17 protein-coding genes are annotated in these 18751 nt (G+C 38.2%); all 17 read right to left on the reverse strand.

From position 1 onward, the window contains the following. Positions 1-44: 44 nt before the first annotated feature. The gene (locus tag MLOOGBEN_RS26070; RefSeq protein WP_179161186.1) at positions 45-203 is read right to left on the reverse strand and encodes a hypothetical protein; all 159 of its coding nucleotides are present in this window, start codon (positions 201-203) and stop codon (positions 45-47) included. Then, on the reverse strand, positions 184-1134 hold the full coding sequence (locus MLOOGBEN_RS26075) for an ABC transporter permease (RefSeq protein ID WP_179161187.1): 951 nt from the start codon (positions 1132-1134) through the stop codon (positions 184-186). The genes MLOOGBEN_RS26070 and MLOOGBEN_RS26075 overlap by 20 nt, the downstream gene beginning before the upstream one ends. 1 nt (position 1135) lies before the next feature. After that, positions 1136-2215 (reverse strand): ABC transporter permease, encoded by a 1080-nt coding sequence (locus MLOOGBEN_RS26080; protein WP_179161188.1) that lies wholly within the window; start codon positions 2213-2215, stop codon positions 1136-1138. Further along, positions 2212-3735, reverse strand: coding sequence for an ABC transporter ATP-binding protein (locus MLOOGBEN_RS26085; protein ID WP_179161189.1), 1524 nt, complete (start codon positions 3733-3735; stop codon positions 2212-2214). Before MLOOGBEN_RS26085 ends, MLOOGBEN_RS26080 begins: the two co-directional genes overlap by 4 nt. Before the next feature lie 204 nt (positions 3736-3939). Next, the gene (locus MLOOGBEN_RS26090; protein ID WP_179161225.1) at positions 3940-5013 is read right to left on the reverse strand and encodes a BMP family ABC transporter substrate-binding protein; all 1074 of its coding nucleotides are present in this window, start codon (positions 5011-5013) and stop codon (positions 3940-3942) included. A gap of 112 nt (positions 5014-5125) precedes the next feature. Next, positions 5126-5851, reverse strand: coding sequence for a GntR family transcriptional regulator (locus tag MLOOGBEN_RS26095; protein ID WP_179161190.1), 726 nt, complete (start codon positions 5849-5851; stop codon positions 5126-5128). Positions 5852-6291: 440 nt separating this feature from the next. Next, positions 6292-8637, reverse strand: a complete 2346-nt coding sequence (locus MLOOGBEN_RS26100) for an FtsK/SpoIIIE family DNA translocase (RefSeq protein ID WP_179161191.1) — start codon at positions 8635-8637, stop codon at positions 6292-6294. Positions 8638-8790: 153 nt separating this feature from the next. Then, positions 8791-9027, reverse strand: coding sequence for a YlzJ-like family protein (locus MLOOGBEN_RS26105; protein WP_179161192.1), 237 nt, complete (start codon positions 9025-9027; stop codon positions 8791-8793). Beyond that, positions 9024-9776 (reverse strand): ClpP family protease, encoded by a 753-nt coding sequence (locus MLOOGBEN_RS26110; RefSeq protein WP_179161193.1) that lies wholly within the window; start codon positions 9774-9776, stop codon positions 9024-9026. The genes MLOOGBEN_RS26105 and MLOOGBEN_RS26110 overlap by 4 nt, the downstream gene beginning before the upstream one ends. 250 nt (positions 9777-10026) lie before the next feature. Beyond that, positions 10027-11694, reverse strand: coding sequence for a ribonuclease J (locus tag MLOOGBEN_RS26115; RefSeq protein ID WP_179161194.1), 1668 nt, complete (start codon positions 11692-11694; stop codon positions 10027-10029). 221 nt (positions 11695-11915) lie between these two features. Further along, positions 11916-12782, reverse strand: a complete 867-nt coding sequence (gene dapA / locus MLOOGBEN_RS26120) for a 4-hydroxy-tetrahydrodipicolinate synthase (protein ID WP_179161195.1) — start codon at positions 12780-12782, stop codon at positions 11916-11918. Positions 12783-12867: 85 nt separating this feature from the next. Continuing rightward, positions 12868-14112, reverse strand: coding sequence for an aspartate kinase (gene dapG, locus MLOOGBEN_RS26125; RefSeq protein WP_179161196.1), 1245 nt, complete (start codon positions 14110-14112; stop codon positions 12868-12870). 32 nt (positions 14113-14144) lie between these two features. Beyond that, positions 14145-15203 carry an aspartate-semialdehyde dehydrogenase gene (gene asd / locus MLOOGBEN_RS26130; protein WP_179161197.1) on the reverse strand — a complete coding sequence of 353 codons (1059 nt, stop codon included), beginning with the start codon at positions 15201-15203 and terminating at the stop codon, positions 14145-14147. 186 nt (positions 15204-15389) lie between these two features. Then, positions 15390-15989 carry a dipicolinate synthase subunit B gene (gene dpaB / locus MLOOGBEN_RS26135; protein ID WP_179161198.1) on the reverse strand — a complete coding sequence of 200 codons (600 nt, stop codon included), beginning with the start codon at positions 15987-15989 and terminating at the stop codon, positions 15390-15392. After that, positions 15986-16888 carry a dipicolinic acid synthetase subunit A gene (gene dpaA, locus MLOOGBEN_RS26140; RefSeq protein WP_179161226.1) on the reverse strand — a complete coding sequence of 301 codons (903 nt, stop codon included), beginning with the start codon at positions 16886-16888 and terminating at the stop codon, positions 15986-15988. The genes dpaB and dpaA overlap by 4 nt, the downstream gene beginning before the upstream one ends. 159 nt (positions 16889-17047) lie before the next feature. Then, a complete protein-coding gene (locus tag MLOOGBEN_RS26145) occupies positions 17048-17302 on the reverse strand; it encodes a YlmC/YmxH family sporulation protein (RefSeq protein ID WP_179161199.1) in 255 nt (84 codons plus the stop codon). 143 nt (positions 17303-17445) lie between these two features. Continuing rightward, the gene (locus MLOOGBEN_RS26150) at positions 17446-18684 is read right to left on the reverse strand and encodes a M16 family metallopeptidase (protein ID WP_179161200.1); all 1239 of its coding nucleotides are present in this window, start codon (positions 18682-18684) and stop codon (positions 17446-17448) included. Between the last annotated feature and the right edge of the window lie 67 nt (positions 18685-18751).

An 18751-nucleotide genomic window follows, 5' to 3' on the forward strand; every position in this document is an offset into this window, starting at 1 on the left:
AGATTTCAAAATCCTTCTTATTATATATGTAAGCATTCATACGGTTATTTTACATCTTTTCCATTGTAATAAACCCTTATTCCTACTATAATTTGCCAGGCTTGGTTTTTACAAGCTAAAACCATTGGCTTCCAGCCAAAATAAAACAGGCTGACTAATGAGCCAGCCTGTTTAACACCATATTTATCGTTTTCCTGGATCAAATGGTTCTCCAGCTGCTTTAGGTGCTTGTGAAGATTTAGAGAAAATAACTAATGCAATTAACGTTACTACATATGGGAAAATCTTTAGAATGATTGGCGGAATAACAGCCAATTCAGGAATTACTTGAGATACGTTAGCGATCGTGCTGGCAAATCCGAAGAATAATGTTGCCCCTAAGATCCCGAGTGGCCTCCATTGACCAAAAATTAAGGAAGCAAGAGCTAAGAATCCAAGACCTGAAACGGATCCAGTAAATTCACCTGCGTAGGTTAAAATAATGATTGCTCCGCCTAATCCTGATAATGCACCAGAAATCATAACGCCGATATAACGGATTCTTACTACATTAATACCTGCTGCTTGAGCAGCCTGTGGAAACTCACCACAAGACTTTAAACGCAAGCCAAATTTCGTTTTGTTTAGAATAAACGCACTAACAAGCAGTACTAATAAAATAAACCAAGTTGTTGCATACGTTTTTGTAAATAATAAATCCCCAATAATCGGAATTTGAGATAATATTGGCACATCAAATGGTGTGAAACCGCTGGTAATACGAATATTACCACTGCCCGTAATATTTCTAGCCAAGAATACTGTTAAAGCCATTGCAATCATGTTAATCGCTGTACCACTGATTACTTGGTCAGCGCTTAGATTAATGCTGGCAAAGGCATGTAATAGCGAAAATAAAATACCAACTATCGCTGCTACTAACAATCCAATCCATAGTATCGTTGATCCTTGCATTTTATCCTGCAAAAAGTTAACCGTAAGTGCACTCGCAAATGCTCCTGAAATCATTAAACCTTCTAAACCAATATTTACGATACCGCTTCTTTCACTAAAAAGACCGCCTAATGCTGTTATAAGAAGTGGAATGGTAAAAACAATTGCATAAGGGAATATTTGTTCAATTATGGTCCACATTTTAGGATTCTCCCTTCTTGCCAACAGGTCCATTTACATCATTTGCATTTGAAGTAGTCTTGCGGAATTTATTTAATACACGATGAATCAGTACGCTGGTAGCAGCAAAATAAATAATAATAGCAATAATTGTATTTGCAAGTTCTGGGGGAATCTCGATCATCGCATTCATAAAGCCAGTTCCTGAATAAAGAATACCAAAAAGGATTGCTGCAAAGAATACGCCGACTGGAGAGTTTGCCCCAAGTAATGCAACCGCAATGCCATCATAGCCCTGCGATGGTAAAATACCAATTTGTATACTGGAAGCATTACCAGTGTATAATGCTACTCCACCAAGACCTGCAAGAGCACCTGAGATTATCATAGATAAGATAATATTTCGATTTACTTTCATACCTGCATATTCTGCTGCGTGGCGATTAAACCCTACAGCTTTTAATTCAAATCCTAGTGTTGTTTTATTAATGATAAACGCAACGATGAGTACAGCAATAACTCCAAAGAATAATCCTAAATTTATATACGAACCCTGAAACATTTCTGTCAACCAAGGTGTTCTCAAAGTAGATTCTTCTGCAAGTTTTCGAGATTCAGTTTCCAGGAATTCTCCTTTAAAATAACCAGGAACAACATAATAAACTGTCCAATATGCAATCCAGTTCATCATGATAGTGGATACTACTTCATGCACATTAAATTTCGCTTTAAAAAGGCCAGGAATAAATGCCCATAATCCTCCAGCTAAAATTCCGGCAAGTACCATTACAATAATTAGAATCGGTCTTGATAGATCAAACGTTAAACCCACAGCAGTAGCAGCCATACCGCCAATCAACATTTGACCTGAGGCACCAATGTTAAATAGACCTGTACGGAAGGCAAAAGCGACAGCAAGTCCAGTAAAAATGAGCGGTGTTGCAGTTGCAAGAGTATCACCAATACGTGAAATATTCTTTAATGCACCTTGGAATAAATACGTGTAACCTTCAATCGGGCTTGCCCCTATGAAGAGCATTAGTAAGCCCCCAGCTATTAGTCCTAAAATAATTGATATTAATGAAACTATGGTGTTTCTCATACACTTCTCTCCTTACTCACACCTGCCATCATCAGTCCTACCTCATTCTCATTCGTTTCGGAAGCAATTACTGTTCCGATTAACTCTCCGTTGTTAACAATGGCAATACGGTCTGAAAGTTGCAGTACTTCATCAAGCTCTAAAGAAACAAGAAGAACAGCCTTTCCTTTATCGCGATGCTCAATTAATCTTTTGTGGATATATTCAATTGATCCTACATCCAATCCACGTGTAGGTTGTACAGCAATGAGCAAATCAGGATCTAATTCCATTTCACGGCCAATGATTGCCTTTTGCTGATTACCTCCAGATAGAGTCCTTGCAATGGATGCTCCGCCTTCACCGGAACGAACATCAAAGTTTTCTAAAATACTTTTAGCATATTTCTTAATTGCAGCGCCATTTAGTAATCCAGCCTTCGCAAACGGAGGTTTATTGTAGACCTCTAAAACCATGTTGTTTTCTAGTGTATAATCGAGAACAAGTCCCCGCCTATGTCTGTCTTCAGGGATATGGCCAATTCCACTTTCGATTCTTTGGCGAATGGGAATATTTGTTATTTCTTTTCCTTTTAATAAAATTTTTCCTGATTCAACTTTCCTAAGTCCCGTTATCGCTTCTACGAGTTCAGATTGACCATTCCCCTCAACTCCAGCGATACCGACTATTTCTCCTCGTTTGACTTCAACAGAGAAGTTTTTCAGTCCCATTACCTTTCTGTTATTTTTCACAGAAATAGAATCTATTTGAAGTACAACCTCACCAGGTGTACTAGCTTTCTTATCCACTTTAAAGTTAACTTGACGGCCAACCATCATTTCTGCCATCTGTGCCTCGCTTGTTTCCTTTACGTTAACTGTTCCGATTCCTTTTCCACGTCTTATAACAGTACAACGGTCTGCAACCGCTTTAATTTCTTTCAACTTATGTGTAATGATGATAATCGATTTACCTTCATTAATGAGATTACGCATAATCTTCATTAATTCTTCTATTTCATGAGGGGTTAAAACAGCAGTTGGTTCGTCAAAAATAAGAACCTCAGCTTCACGATAAAGCATTTTCATTATTTCTACTCTTTGCTGCATACCTACAGAAATATCTTCAATCTTTGCATGCGGGTCAACATTCAAACCGTAATGTTTTGATAACTCTGCAATTCTTTTTGCTGCCTTATCAATATCTAGGACCATACCTTTTAATGGCTCACTGCCTAGTATAATATTTTCTGTAACTGTAAAATTTTCTACTAATTTAAAATGCTGATGGACCATTCCGATACCAAGTTGATTGGCAACATTAGGACTCGTAATTTTTACTTCCTTCTCCCGTATCTTTACGATCCCTTTTTCAGGTTGATACATGCCAAACAATACACCCATAAGTGTTGATTTACCAGCACCGTTTTCACCTAATAGGGCATGTATTTCCCCTTTTTTTAATGTTAGGGTAATATTATCATTTGCCACAATACCAGGAAATTCTTTCCTAATATCCAGCATTTCAACCACATAACTCATAGTAGCACTCACCTTTTTATTTAGACTCGGGTTACGTTGAAAATAGGGAGTCCCCTATCACTGCATCAAAACTCAAGGAAATTGTATTCAAAAGGAATATACTAAACCACTATTTCCTTACTCTAGCAATTTGCTTAGTTGGCAGAACATTTATGCATAAAGGCATAAAAGAGACGGGTAAAACCGTCTCTTTTATGATCTTTTTTACTTTAGTAAGCTTCCTTGCTCAGCGGCAACTTTAATATCACCAGACTTAATTTTTTCAAATACTTCATTTACCTTAGTAATTGTATCGTCGCTTAAGTTAGGATTTTCAGCCGGAAGACCAATACCGTCATTTTTTGCATCGAACGTTAATGTTTCGCCGCCAGGGAAATCACCATCTAACTCGCGCTTGATTAAGTCAAATGTAACGTTATCTAATTTCTTCATTGCTGAAGTCAAGATAATTGATTTTTCACCTTCATAAATACCATCTGCATATTGGTCAGAGTCAACACCAACGATCCAGATTTTCTCTCCAGCTTTTCCACGTGTTTTTGCTTCATTGATAGCACCAACACCAACACCGCCAGCAGCAGTGAAGATTACATTTACACCACGGTCATACATTTGTGCAGCAATTTGTCCACCTGCAGCTACGTTATCAAATGAACCTTGGTAAAGTACGTTTTCAGCTTTAATACTAAGTTTTGTACCTAGGTTTTCGTTAGCGTATTTAACACCTTGTTGGAAGCCCCAGTTAAACTTTTGAACAGCTGGAATTTCCATACCGCCGATGAATCCAGCTTCGCCTTCTTTTAATTCAAGAGCAGCAGCAACACCTGCTAAGAAACCTGATTCATGTTCAGCGAAGAAGACCGCTACCGTGTTATCGTTAACAACTGGTTTGAAGTCACCAGAATGTGGATTACCGTCAAGAATGACAAATTTTGCATCTTTATATTTATCCTGTGCTTTGAATACGGCAGTTTCAAACTTGAATCCAGGTAATACAATAAACTTATAACCTGCATCATATAAATTGCCCATTTCCTTTAGGTATTCTGCTTCAGTAGTACCTGCTGGCTTAAGGTATTTTTCTTGGATTCCAAGTTCTTCTTTAGCTTGTAGAATACCTTCCCAAGTACCTTGGTTAAAGGATTTGTCATCAATTGTACCAGCATCAGTAACCATACCAATTTTAATAGCCTCTTTACCATTATCCTTACCTGTATCTTTGTCATCACCGCCGCCGCATGCTGCTAACATTGTGCCTGCAGCTAATATCATTGACATAGCCAAACCAAATTTACGTTTTTTCAAGGCAATTTACCCCCTATATTTTTGTTTGATTTAGTAGAAATGTACTAAATTGCAGACATGTTTATGCTTCCATAATTCAAGAAATTTAAAACCTTTTTCTCAATACCTGAAAACTAAATTTATCCGCTTTAAAGTAGTTTACCGAAAAGAGTACAGGTTCATCCATTTCATCAAAATGCATTTGCTTTAAAACAAGCAAAGCCGTTTCTGGTTCACATTCTAAAATGGGAGAAATTTTCTCATGATAACCAATAGGTTCGATTTGAGCAACCGCGTATGTAATTTTTCGGTTTGCCTCCTCTTCCAAAATGGAAAAAATAGATTCCTCTCCATGTGAAAAAGTTTCTGGTAAGATTTTTTCAGGTACCTTGTCGATACAATAAACAACTGGTTCCCCGTTTGCAGTTCTAACCCGCTCCATGATCACAATTTCCTCATTTGCAGAACATGAAAATCGACGAATGTCCTCTTCAGTAGCTCCAACAGTTGATGAACTTAAAAAGATTGTACCTGGCTTCATACCCGCCTGAAATATCATGTCCGTAACACTATTAAGTTGTTCAATCCCTGAGGTAAACAGCGGCTTAGAATTAACAAACGTTCCAACACCGTGGCGCCGAATGATAACGTTTTCTTCTTCAAGTATGCGTAATGCCTCTCGAAGTGTGGCTCTGCTTACTCCAAGATGTTTGGCAAGATCGAATTCAGATGGCAGCTTTTCTTTTTCTTTGTAAACTCCTTGTTCGATATCTTGTTTTAACCGATCGATAACTTGCAGGTATAAATGTCGGTTATCTAGCTTAATTGACATGCGGGGTACCTCCAGCTTCTTCCTAAGACATCAGACATCTGATGTATAATCATTCCTACTAATCGAAAATAATATACCACTTTTTTAGGCATATGGAAATAGTAATTCAATAAATTGTCGAAAAAAGCAATATTGTCGAATAGTATTTTGAAAAATAGGCCTTTTTACTCTTAAATCTGCTATAATTTATTATTGTCTAAACCAATTAGGAATATTTTAGTAAAAAAAAAAAGCCGTTAGGCTCTTTTTTTTATTTGGCTCTGTTAAACTGGGCTGTTGATTTGTGCTCCAGGCGCTTCGCTTTCCGCAGGCGGTTCGGGAAGCCTCCTCGGCGCTAAAGCGCCTGCGGGGTCTCCCCTGTCCCGTCCTCCTGCATGAGTCTCGCGCCTTCCGCACAAATCAACAGCGTGCCAAAATCAATAATAAGCTTTAACTTAGCCTTAATTTACTTCTTCGTTTGGTTTGGACTGTAATACTGCTCTTGGTTTACTGCCTTCATATGATCCGACAATTCCTCGTGCTTCCATTTCATCAATTAACCGCGCTGCTCTTGTATATCCTATTCGAAAACGACGCTGTAACATGGAAACAGATGCCGTTTGCATATCTATTACTAAATCCACAGCGTCTGAATACAGGTCATCATCAACCTCACCAACTGCTTCTGGTGTATCGTCTGGAATCATCTCATCTTGATATTGTGCTTTTTGCTGCCCAATAACAAAATTAACCGTTTCCTCCACTTCATTATCTGATAGAAAGGCACCTTGTACACGCACTGGTTTTGAAGCACCAACTGGTAAAAATAACATATCTCCTCTTCCCAGCAGTTTTTCTGCGCCGCCCATATCCAGGATCGTTCTTGAATCCGTAGCACTCGATACAGCAAAGGCAATTCTTGAAGGGATATTTGCTTTAATCACTCCGGTAATGACATCAACGGATGGGCGCTGGGTTGCTATAATGAGGTGAATTCCCGCAGCCCGTGCCATTTGTGCAAGTCTAGTAATGGAATCCTCAACATCAGAGGAGGCTACCATCATTAGATCAGCAAGCTCGTCCACAATTACAACAATATATGGTAAAAGTGGCTGCTTATCATTTTCCTCCATGTTATGCCTTTTGATATGGTCATTATATCCTTCAATATTCCGTGTACCAGTATGAGAGAACAGTTCATAACGTCTCTCCATTTCACTAACTACTTTTTTCAAAGCTTGTGATGCTTTTTTAGCATCCGTTACGACTGGTGCCAATAAATGAGGTACTCCATTATAGACATTTAACTCCACCATCTTAGGGTCAATCATCATTAATTTGACTTCATGAGGCTTAGCTCTCATCAAAATACTTGTGATTATACCGTTAATACAAACACTTTTCCCGCTTCCAGTTGAACCGGCCACGAGCAGATGGGGCATTTTATTTAATTCAGCAAGTACTGCCTCCCCAGTAATATCCCTGCCAAGACCAATTAATAGTTTCGCCTCTGGTTTATTATTTTGAGTTGCTTCTAGTACTTCTCTTAGAGAAACAACTGCAACCTCTGAATTAGGTACCTCAATTCCAATTGCTGACTTTCCAGGAATAGGTGCTTCAATCCGTATATCTTTAGCAGCTAGTGCTAATGCTAGATCATCACTTAAGCTAACTATTTTACTAACTTTAACCCCGACATCAGGATGTACTTCATACTTTGTAACAGCTGGACCAAGATGTACCTGTGTTACTCGAGCCTTAACCCCGAAGCTTTGAAAAGTTCTTTCCAGTTTAGCTGCATTCGCATGAATTAATTCGTATTCTCCGCTTTGATCTGTTTTTTTCGGAAGCTTTAGAAGTCTTAGCGGCGGTAATTCATATGCAACATTCTCCACTTCCGTAAAGGTAATCGGCGGTGTGCTATCGTCTTCTATTTTCTGGTCATTTCCTTTATTCTTTGAATCCTCTTTCCTTCGTTTAGCTCTTTGCGTCTCTTCATCAGGATAAGCACGATCTGCAAAGCTTGAAATGAGGGGTTCAGGTATGACGATTTCATCCTGATCATTTTGTAATGGGGGAATGATTTCTGGCTGAACTGAAGCGATTGCTCTGTTTTCACGTTCCCGTTCCAGCTGTACGCGTCTTTCTTCCCGCCGCTCCTGTTTTTTCTGTTTCCATTCTTCTAAGTCTAATTGAAAGGCACTCCATTGTCCCTTTGAAAATTCAATCATCGTGGTTCCTACTTTTGCAATAAACTCTCCGAATGATTTACCAGTAAGTAAAATAAACCCTATTAGTATAAAGATAAAGGCAATAATCTTTGTGCCAGTTTCAGCAAAGAGATAATGAAACATAGCAAAAAGAACGGCGCCAATCATCCCTCCACCAAGGTCAATTGTGCTTGTTTCCCCTCTAACTTCCATCATAAATATTTCCCATGTGTTACTAATAACACTAGGATTCTTAAAGTTCCCATCATTTGTTAGTAAATGAAAAAGCGTTACATGGCTTAAAAGGAGAATAGATGAAACAATAAGATAAGTTCCAATTAATTTTATATTAAAAATAAAAGGGATTGTTCGTTTCCACATAAGATATACGCTTAAAATAACCAGACCAATCAAGCTTAGCATGTACCATTCACCCATCCAAAATCGGAAAAATAGTACTGCTGCTTCCCCAACAGCCCCCAATTTAGCTATCGATATAATTGCAAGCGCTAATAAGGCAAGCGCGGAAAGTTCGTATTGTACGGTTTGTTTTAAATGATTATCTCGTTTTTTTGATCGTCTCTTTTTCTTCGCCATCTTATCACCTGTCTATATAAGTGTAGTACTATCATCATTATCAACCTTTTACATTATTAATCGCAATGCAATTAGAAAATTACCCACAAAAGGAAGAAAGCAGCCTTCAATGGCTGCTTAAGCTTGATATCCTTATTATACCATAATATCCTATTAGTTTGATGACAATCCTTCAATGCTGGCACAAGAAATTTTAGCACCTGGACATAAGCGCTCGTCTAAATAATGCTGCGGATCACTGCTTAATATGCGAATGACCTGAACATTTTGGGCATCAGATTGTTCTACTATCAGTGACACCCCTTGATAGGTTACCGTTTGTTGTCTGCTAAAGGCATCTGTGTCATTTGGAAAAATTAATTCCTGCGGCATCGTCGTATATAGAATCATTGAATCAGCCCCTCACTTGCCACTTTAGATTGATCTATTAATTCATTTAACTTCTTCATCGCCTGCCCTAGTCCGCCAACCTCGTCAATCAAGCCATACTCTACAGCATCTGGACCAACGACATTTGTCCCGATATCACGAGTAAGATTTCCTTTAGCAAACATTAAATCCTTAAATTTCTCTTCAGTAATATTTGAGTGTTTCGTTACAAAATTGACAACCCTATCCTGCATTTTATCTAAATATTCGAAGGTTGCTGGTACTCCAATGACAAGACCAGTTAAACGAATTGGATGAATGGTCATCGTTGCTGTTTCAGCAATAAAGGAGTAATCACAAGAGACCGCTATCGGTACTCCTATTGAATGTCCTCCACCTAAGACAATCGAAACAGTTGGTTTTGAGAGTGTTGCCATCATTTCAGAAATGGCCAGTCCAGCCTCCACGTCTCCACCCACTGTATTTAATATTATCAATACTCCTTCTATTTTAGGATTTTGTTCAATCGCTACTAATTGAGGAATCAAGTGTTCATATTTTGTCGTTTTATTTTGTGGAGGCAGTGCTAAATGACCCTCAATTTGTCCGATAATTGTCAAACAATGGATTCTTGAGTCGGATGAAAGCTGAGGTACATTCGTTTGCCCTAGCTGCTGAATTTTTTCCATTAAAGAAGAAGGCTTATCCTCTTTTTGAGGTTCTTGCCCTTCTTGATTTCCCGATTCACTTTTTTCTATGTCCTTATTCATCATAAGTCTCCCTTCACGCATGATAACGTTAGTATTGACCTATGAAACAATTTCATTCTAAGATTGATGGAATAATATCCTATAGACATTGAAAAGCGGAAGCGCCTTGTACAGGGGCGACAGGCATAAGACGAACCGGCGAGAAGGTTGGTCTTTACCTTCTTGACGGATTGGCTTATGACCCCGAGCCCCTAGGCGCTGAAGCTAGACAAAAAGAAGCATTGGTTTATCCAATGCCTCTTTTACCTTCTTAAACTTCCATAATGATCGGAAGTATCATTGGTCTTCTTTTTGTTTTTTCAAACAAATACCTGTTTAACCCATCCCTTATATCTTGTTTAAGGCTTGACCATTCAAAAGAATCTTTAGAAATGTTCTTCTGCACAATATCTCGAACTAATTTTGTGGATTCATCCATTAACTTTTCGGATTCACGGACATAGACAAAACCACGTGAAATAATTTCTGGACCTGCAGCAATCCGCTTATCCTGCCTAGTTAATGTAACCACTACAATTAAAATACCATCTTGAGAAAGTAGTCTTCGATCTCGTAAAACGATATTTCCAACGTCGCCCACACCAATACCATCAATTAATACATTCCCCGAAGGAACTTTACCACTGATAGAAAACTTCCCATCCTTAAATTCTACCACATCACCACGGTCTGGGATAATGATGTTCTCATCCGGTACTTCACAATCAAGTGCTAGTTTCCGATGTGCCTTTAGCATTCTATATTCCCCATGCACTGGAATAAAGTACTTGGGCTTCATTAAGTTTATCATAAATTTTAATTCTTCTTGGCTGCCGTGGCTAGAAACATGAATCGTTCTTTTTCCTGAGATCACATTTGCTCCTGCTCTAAAAAGCATATCCACTGTTCTGGATATCAATAATTCACTTCCCCTAAGTGTTGAAGCAGCTATTAGAACCGTATCGCCAGGCTGAATATTTACATATTTTGCAGATTGCTTTGCCATTTTTTGAAGGGCTTCTATTGGCTCCCCTTGACTTCCCGTCATTAATACAACGATTTCCCTGTCTTCATAGTTATTTATTTCACTAACAGGGATAATTAGATCTTCGCTCACCTCTAAATAGCCTAAATCTAGTGCAATATGATAAATTCTTTCAAGACTTTTACCAACTACTGCTACTTTACGGCCATGATCCCTTGCCGCGTCAAAAATATGCTGAATTCTGTTAATGTCTGAAGCGAAGCATGCAGCTATCATTCTACCGCGTGTATTATAGAATGCAGTGGATAACTCTCGCTCAACGATTGCTTCAGAGGTAGTGTATCCGGGCTTCTCTGCTTCCGTACTGTCTGAAAGTAAACATAGTACGCCTTTTTCTCCTAGAGCGGCCATTTTTCCTATTTCAGGTTTATAAAGCTTTATTGCTGCTTGATCAAATTTGAAATCACCCGTATATACGATGCTGCCTTCTGAAGTATGGACGCATACACCAACTGAGTCTGGAATACTGTGATTTGTTCGAAAGAAGCTAACTTCGACAGAATCCATCTGAACAATCGTATCCGATGTTACTTCAATAAAATTAGTCTTCCCGCTATATTCCTGCTCCTTTAATTTAGCAGCTGCAAGAGCTAAGGTAAGTTTTGTTCCATAAACAGGTACGTCCATTTGACGTAGAAGATAGGAAAGGGCACCTATATGATCTTCATGACCATGTGTGAGGAATACCGCCTTCACTCTTTCCTTGTTTTCTGTTAAATAACTGATGTCTGGAATCACGATATCAATGCCTAGCATTTCATCCTCGGGGAACATTAACCCAGCATCAATGATATAGATGTCCTTGTCCACTTCGACAAGATACATATTTTTCCCGATTTCTCCAATACCACCAAGCGTAATAATCTTAATGGAACTATTTTTTCTATTTATCAATTTCCGTTTCCTCCTATGATGATTGTCTAGCTCTCTTTCACTAAAAAGTCTTCGACATTTCAAAATTGCCCGATCGAAATCAGTTATGATTATTATACTTGATATTTGAAAACCTTTACAACCAAATTTAGTTGTTTTACCCTTTGAAGGAAAATAAGTGAATTTTTATTGATTCCATGTAAAAAGCCAACCGAGTTTTTTCGATTGGCATTTTGTAAAAATTATAATAGTAATTTAGTTAATGTTGACCTTTCTTGTTCAGTTAATGGAACAAGCGGTAATCTTACCGAGCCTACATCTAGTCCTTTAACTTGAAGTGCCGTTTTAACAGGTGCAGGACTTGGAGCCGCAAAAAGTCCCTGCATGAGTGGAAGGAGCTGTTGGTGCAGCTTTGCTGCTTTCACATTTTCTCCTTCTAAAAAGGCCTTTACCATCTCTTGCATTTCGTTCCCAATTACATGAGAGGCTACAGAGACAACCCCTACCCCTCCAATAGAAAGAACTGGAATGGCTATACCATCATCACCACTGTATAGATCAAAATCACTTTCAGTATTTGCAATAATATGAGTCATTGCATTTAGATCCCCACTTGCTTCTTTAACAGCAACAATATTCGAAACCTTTGAAAGCCTTATAATGGTATCAGGATGAATATTTACTGATGCTCTTCCTGGGATATTATAAACCATTACAGGAAGAGAAGTAGCTTCAGCAACAGTCTTAAAGTGTTGATATAAACCTTCTTGATTCGGTTTATTATAATAGGGCGCCACTACCATAATACCATCAACCCCAAGCTGTTCGGCCTTTCTTGTCAGTTCAACTGAAGCATAGGTATTATTGCTGCCTGTTCCTGCAATTACCGGTATTCTTTTTTTAACTACCTTTACTACATGTGCAAATAAAGCTAACTTTTCTTCCTTTGATAGTGTAGGCGATTCACCAGTTGTACCTGCCACTACAAGGGAATCCGTACCATTTTCTATTAGATAATTTACTAATTGAGTGGTCTTCTGAAAATCAATATGCCCTTTTTTATCAAAAGGTGTAACCATGGCTGTTGAAACCCGCCCAAAATGAACCATTATACTACTCCTCTCAATTACGAAATCCAGTTTCGACAATGGCATTTATCCTTTCAAACTGCCATTTATCGTTTCCTTTACTATATTAGATATCCGTAAGTTTTGTTTCAAGTGTTTCTTCTTCCAGATGAAAGGCATCATGCAAGGCATTCACGGATTTTACCAAGTCGTCCTGTTTTACTAGGACCCAAATGGTCGTATGGCTATCAGCAGATTGAAGAATCCGAATTCCATTCTCAGAAAGAGCAGTAACAATTTTAGAAGTAACACCCGGTACTCCCGCAATCCCGGCTCCAACGACAGAGACCTTTGCACAATGGCGCTCTACCAATGGGTCATGACCTATTTCTTTTAAGACTTTTATTGCTTTTTCAGTCATTTCATCCGTAACCGTGTAAACAACACCATTTGGTGAAATATTGATGAAATCCACACTAATTTTTTCATTTGCCATTGCTTTAAATACTTCTGCTTGTAAATAGTATTGGTCTTTTTTTGCAAAAACTTTAATTTGGGTTACATTGGAAACATGCGCAATCCCCGTGACGGTTCTTTCTTTAATATCACTTCCTCGAGACTCTTTCGAAATAGCCGTTACCAATGTGCCTAAATTATCTGAGTACGTGGAGCGAATTCGAATGGGAACCTTTGACTGCATAGCTATTTCAACTGCTCTTGGATGTATCACCTTTGCGCCCTGATAGGCCATGTTACATAGTTCAGTATAGGTAACCACAGATAGACGCCTAGCATTCTCAGCTATTCTTGGGTCAGCGGTCATGATGCCTTCTACGTCGGTAAAAATATCAATCCATTCGGCGTTTAGAGCAGCCCCTAAAGCAGCTGCTGAAGTATCACTGCCACCTCGTCCAATTGTTGTGATGTCACCGTTCTTTGCAGCACCTTGAAATCCAGCCACTACAACCACATCATTTTGTTCTAACTCTCTTATTAATCGATCGCATTTCATTTCTACAATCTTTGCTTGTGAATGATCGTTATTCGTTCGAAACCCTGCCTGCGCCCCTGTCAAAGCAATTGCATTTATGCCATTGTCTCTCAGCATATTGGCAAAGACAATACTAGAAATGATTTCACCACAGGATAAAAGCAGGTCATGTTCACGTTTCGAAACCTTACTTTGATTACCCCCAACTAATGAGAGCAGTGTATCTGTTGCATACGGATCACCCATTCTCCCCATCGCAGATACTACTACCACAACCTTATATCCATCCGTTATTGCTTTTTCGATATGTTTCTTTGCATGGTCTCTGCCTGCTTCATCCCTGACAGATGTCCCGCCAAATTTTTGAACTATCATTTTCATAGACATAAAAACCTGCCTTTATCATAAAACCATTATTTTTTTTCTTTAATTAATCCAAGCTTTATTAAGCTTTCTGCAATTTGAACTGAATTCCAGGCAGCACCCTTTAATAAATTATCAGAAACAACCCACATATGGAAGCCACGACTCTCATTTAAATCGTTACGAATTCGTCCTACAAACACATCATTACTTCCTACACAATTTGCAGGCATTGGATATACTTGATTCTCTGGGTCATCTTGTAAAACAACACCTGGTGCAGATTTTAATAATTCCTTAATTTCATTTGCACTGACGTTGTCTGCTTCAATTTCAAAATAAACAGATTCAGAGTGACCCACCGCGACAGGTAATCTAACACAAGTTGCGGCAACAGGCAGCTCTGGCAAATGCATAATCTTTTTTGTTTCATTAATCATTTTCATTTCTTCAAAAGTATAGCCGTTATCTTGAAACTTATCTATCTGTGGGATCGCATTAAAGGCAATCTGATAATGGTTCTTGTCACCCTTAACAGGTAAAATCTTAGGTTCTATTGTCTCACCATTAATAATAGCTTTTGTTTGATTCTGTAACTCCTCAATTGCAACGGCTCCTGCACCTGAAACTGCTTGATAGGTGGAAACAATCACTTTCTTTAGACCAAATTTTTGTCTAATTGGTTCTAAAGCTACGACCATTTGGATGGTTGAACAATTCGGATTTGCGATAATACCATTATGATTGTGCAAGTCATGTTCGTTAACTTCAGGCACAACTAGTGGAATTTCTTGATCCATTCTAAATGCACTTGTGTTATCAACTACGATTGCTCCGTGTTTTACAGCTTCTGGAGCAAGTTCTTTTGAAATACTGCCGCCAGCCGAGAATAAAGCAATATCGACTCCCGCAAAGCTTTCAGGCTTTGCTTCCTGAATCGTATGCTCTACACCGTCAATCGTAACTTTTTTACCTGCTGAACGAGCAGAAGATAGAAGCGTTAATTGTCCAATAGGGAATTTTTCTTTCACTAATGTTTGGATCATTTGTTGACCCACTGCTCCTGTTGCACCTACAACAGCCACATGATAACCTTTTGTTTGCTTCATATTCTAGTACCCCTCTCAATCTTTCATCTATAATTATTGGTCATTTCTGTTTCGATGGTTTAGAAATCAGAAAAGATTAATATAAATTCTCATCAGTGAGATGATTGGTCCCACTGATGATTGAATTATTAATATATTAACATATTCCTTAAAAGAAATAACCATATTTGACGAAAGGAGTGAGAATTAGTCTGTATCCCTATATCTTTCCACCAAGACAGGTTGAATTTGCCTGCCTTCAATTGCTGCTTCAACCGTCTCCATTAACATAGGCATTCTTGCTACCATCGAATTAGGCTTCTTTACCGGATCATCTTGACCATATGGGATAAAATATATATTTTTTGTTGCCATTAATCTCATTAAATTAACTCCATTTAATCCTAATGCATCATTTGTAGATATTCCGAGTACGACTGGTTTTAAATTCCTCAGTGTTGCTTTTGCAGCCATTAACACTGGACTATCATTCATTGCATTTGCAAATTTACTCATTGAAACACCAGTTAATGGGGCTATAACCATACAGTCTAAAGGAATTTTTGGCCCTAATGGCTCTGCTTTCACAATTGAATCTATCGCTCTGTTACCAGTTAGGTCCTCAATTCTTTGAATCCAGTCCTCCCCTTTACCAAAACGGGTTTCTGTATTTTTGACTGTAAAACTAACGACTGGTAATACCTCAGCACCTGCTTGAACCAGTTTCTCTATTTCTGGAAATACAGCATCATACGTACAATGAGATCCTGTTAAACCAAAGCCTATTTTTTTCCCTTTTAAACTCATTTTATTATCCCCTTTCGCTTGCCTAAATCATCTTGAAGCAATTGGGCCAGAACATTCGCTAGTATTTGACCAGCTGTTTTTGGCGCGACAATACCAGGTAATCCTGGTGCAAGAAGTGCTTTTATACCTCTTTTTTCTGCATATCTAAAATCTGTTCCACCTGGTTTTGACGCTAAATCAATAATCAAAGTATGAGCAGGCATTTTGGAAATAACGGATGCAGTTACAATTAATAACGGGATTGTATTGATTAAGATATCTGTATCCTTCACCTGCTGGTCTATTTCGTTTAAATGAAATGGTGTTAAACCCATTTCCGTAATTCTTGCTAGATGTTCAGTTTTCCTGGCTCCAACCTTTATTTTTGCTCCAAGCGCATGGAACGTTCTTGCCACACTCATCCCAACTCTTCCTAGGCCTAGTACCGTAATATTTGAGCCATGAATTGTGAAATCAGTATGCTGGATGGCCATCATGATTGTTCCTTCTACAGTCGGAATAGAATTGTAAATAGCCACATCGTCCCTTTCAAAAAGCTGTACAAGTGGACGATTCGCTTCCTTCGTAATACCGTTTAAGAAAGTATTACTAATTCCGGAGTAAATGGTACAATGTTCTGGTGTGTTCAATAGCATTTCGGCTGTCAATATTACCTTTTCATTCGAAAAGATTGTTTCAACATGCCCCTCTAAATTTGTACCGGGTACCGGTAAGATTAAGGCATCCATATTTGAAAAATCGACTTCATCCAACTTTTCCTTAACAGCGCCTGTGAACGCGTGGTCAAGCTGCTCGAAGCCAATTAAAGATAATCTGGCATCTAACTCGGTTAACTTCCGGATAATTTCCAGCTGTCTTGCATCTCCACCGATCACGGCTATCTGCATCCCTGTCAGCATGAAATCATTCACCTTCTTTTCAAAAAATCCAAGCAGAAGTCTTTTTCTTCTTATCACTTCAACATCTTATGTAAGAGTGAATGAATCTGTGAGTTTCCCTTTACATAAAATAAAAAAGCCCAAGCAAAATTTTATTTGCTTGGGCTTTTTGACCTTTTGTTATTCTTCAACATTTTCTTCTTCGTGTACATCAATAATAATCATATCAGTTCCAATCTTCTTTATATGCTGCCATGGTACCCTTATTTCCCCGCCTTGTTTTCTAAATCCAAACCACTTTACGGACGGAATCAGCAAAGCTTGTATTTGCCCGGTGCTCTCATTGATTTCCAGGTCTGTTTGACCAAGAACTCCCAAACGCTCTGCCTTTTTCACATCCACTATTTCTTTTCCACTTAATTCACTTAACCTCATTATAATGAACTCCTCTCTCTTCACTCTTTACTATAAGTTTATCGATGGAAGTCCTAAATTAGACTAAGAAAAGTGGAAACCCCTAAGCTGCTTGCACTAAACATTAAAAGAAAAAACAGTTCTAGAGTGAACTGTTTTTCCTTTTATATTAGAGTATTGGGTAATTCCCCATTGGGACTAATTAATGAAACAGAGTATTTGTCTGTAAAAACAGATGTCGCCATCCCATCTACACTTTGTTTCGTAACTTGGTCAATTTGCTCAATAATTTCATCAAGAGATCGGTGACGCTTTAAGAGAAGTTCATTTTTACCGTTTCGGCTCATCCTGCTATTTGTACTCTCTAAGCCTAACATTAAACTTCCTTTTAACTGTTCTTTACTATTATTTAATTCTTTTTCTGTAATTCCATCTTGTTTTAATTTTTCAAGTGTTTCCTGAATCGTTTCGTATAACACATCAAGCTGCTTAGCCCCTGTCCCACCGTATACAGTCACAACTCCATTATCTTGATAAGCGGAATGATAAGAGAATACTGAATAGGCTAAGCCTCGCTGCTCACGAACTTCTTGGAACAATCTGCTGCTCATAGAGCCGCCTAATATATTATTTAAAATGATTAAGCTGTATACATCTTCATGTCCAATCTTTAATCCTTCAAAACCAAGACAAAGATGTGCTTGTTCTGTTTCTTTCTTTCGTGATAATCGGTTGGATTGGAAGACTGGAATATTCTCAAGTGTTGAACTATTTCCACCCTCATAGGAGCCAAAGTACTTTTCAACCTCTAGTATAAATTTATCTGAAACATTCCCTGCAATGGAGATTACAACATTTTCTGGTGTATATCGATTATGGATATAATCCTTCAGGGTTTCACTTGTAAAGGTATTTAGGGTTTCTTCTGTCCCCAATATCGGATATCCAAGTGGATGATTTCCATAAATGGCCCGGCTGAGTAAATCATGGACAATATCATCTGGAGTATCATCATACATTTTTATTTCCTCAAGAACGACATTTCTTTCTTTATTTAATTCTTCCTCGACAAAGGTTGAATTAAAGAACATATCCGCTAAAACATCTAATGCGAATTGTGCATGTGTATCCAGTACTTTAGCATAGTAGCAAGTGTATTCTTTTGATGTAAAAGCATTCACCTGACCGCCAATACTATCAAATGATTCAGCTATTTCCTTCGCAGATCGAGTTTTCGTTCCTTTAAAAAACATATGCTCTAAAAAGTGCGAAATACCATTCGTTTGGGGATCTTCATTTCTTGAACCAGTGCCAATCCAGACTCCAATTGCCACAGATCTCACTGTTGGAATATTTTCTAAAACAATTCTTACTCCATTTTTGCAAGAATATTTGTTAATCATCAAAATCCTCCTGTCTATAGAAAAGCGAAAAATTAGCTATTTTCCTTTATTATCTGGATACTCTGTT

It is taken from the genome of Bacillus sp. EB106-08-02-XG196 (assembly GCF_013396335.1).
Classification (GTDB): Bacteria; Bacillota; Bacilli; order Bacillales; family Cytobacillaceae; genus Neobacillus.

What these genes read in the sequence shown, in the direction of transcription:
- MLOOGBEN_RS26110 (WP_179161193.1), bottom strand. Translation starts at nt 9,776, where the DNA reads ATGAATAAGGACATAGAAAAAAGTGAATCGGGAAATCAAGAAGGGCAA.
- MLOOGBEN_RS26150 (WP_179161200.1), bottom strand. Translation starts at nt 18,684, where the DNA reads ATGATTAACAAATATTCTTGCAAAAATGGAGTAAGAATTGTTTTAGAA.
- MLOOGBEN_RS26085 (WP_179161189.1), bottom strand. Translation starts at nt 3,735, where the DNA reads ATGAGTTATGTGGTTGAAATGCTGGATATTAGGAAAGAATTTCCTGGT.
- MLOOGBEN_RS26090 (WP_179161225.1), bottom strand. Translation starts at nt 5,013, where the DNA reads ATGTCAATGATATTAGCTGCAGGCACAATGTTAGCAGCATGCGGCGGC.
- MLOOGBEN_RS26075 (WP_179161187.1), bottom strand. Translation starts at nt 1,134, where the DNA reads ATGTGGACCATAATTGAACAAATATTCCCTTATGCAATTGTTTTTACC.
- asd (WP_179161197.1), bottom strand. Translation starts at nt 15,203, where the DNA reads ATGAAGCAAACAAAAGGTTATCATGTGGCTGTTGTAGGTGCAACAGGA.
- MLOOGBEN_RS26100 (WP_179161191.1), bottom strand. Translation starts at nt 8,637, where the DNA reads ATGGCGAAGAAAAAGAGACGATCAAAAAAACGAGATAATCATTTAAAA.
- dpaA (WP_179161226.1), bottom strand. Translation starts at nt 16,888, where the DNA reads ATGCTGACAGGGATGCAGATAGCCGTGATCGGTGGAGATGCAAGACAG.
- dapG (WP_179161196.1), bottom strand. Translation starts at nt 14,112, where the DNA reads ATGAAAATGATAGTTCAAAAATTTGGCGGGACATCTGTCAGGGATGAA.
- dapA (WP_179161195.1), bottom strand. Translation starts at nt 12,782, where the DNA reads ATGGTTCATTTTGGGCGGGTTTCAACAGCCATGGTTACACCTTTTGAT.
- MLOOGBEN_RS26145 (WP_179161199.1), bottom strand. Translation starts at nt 17,302, where the DNA reads ATGAGGTTAAGTGAATTAAGTGGAAAAGAAATAGTGGATGTGAAAAAG.
- MLOOGBEN_RS26080 (WP_179161188.1), bottom strand. Translation starts at nt 2,215, where the DNA reads ATGAGAAACACCATAGTTTCATTAATATCAATTATTTTAGGACTAATA.
- dpaB (WP_179161198.1), bottom strand. Translation starts at nt 15,989, where the DNA reads ATGAGTTTAAAAGGGAAAAAAATAGGCTTTGGTTTAACAGGATCTCAT.
- MLOOGBEN_RS26095 (WP_179161190.1), bottom strand. Translation starts at nt 5,851, where the DNA reads ATGTCAATTAAGCTAGATAACCGACATTTATACCTGCAAGTTATCGAT.
- MLOOGBEN_RS26105 (WP_179161192.1), bottom strand. Translation starts at nt 9,027, where the DNA reads ATGATTCTATATACGACGATGCCGCAGGAATTAATTTTTCCAAATGAC.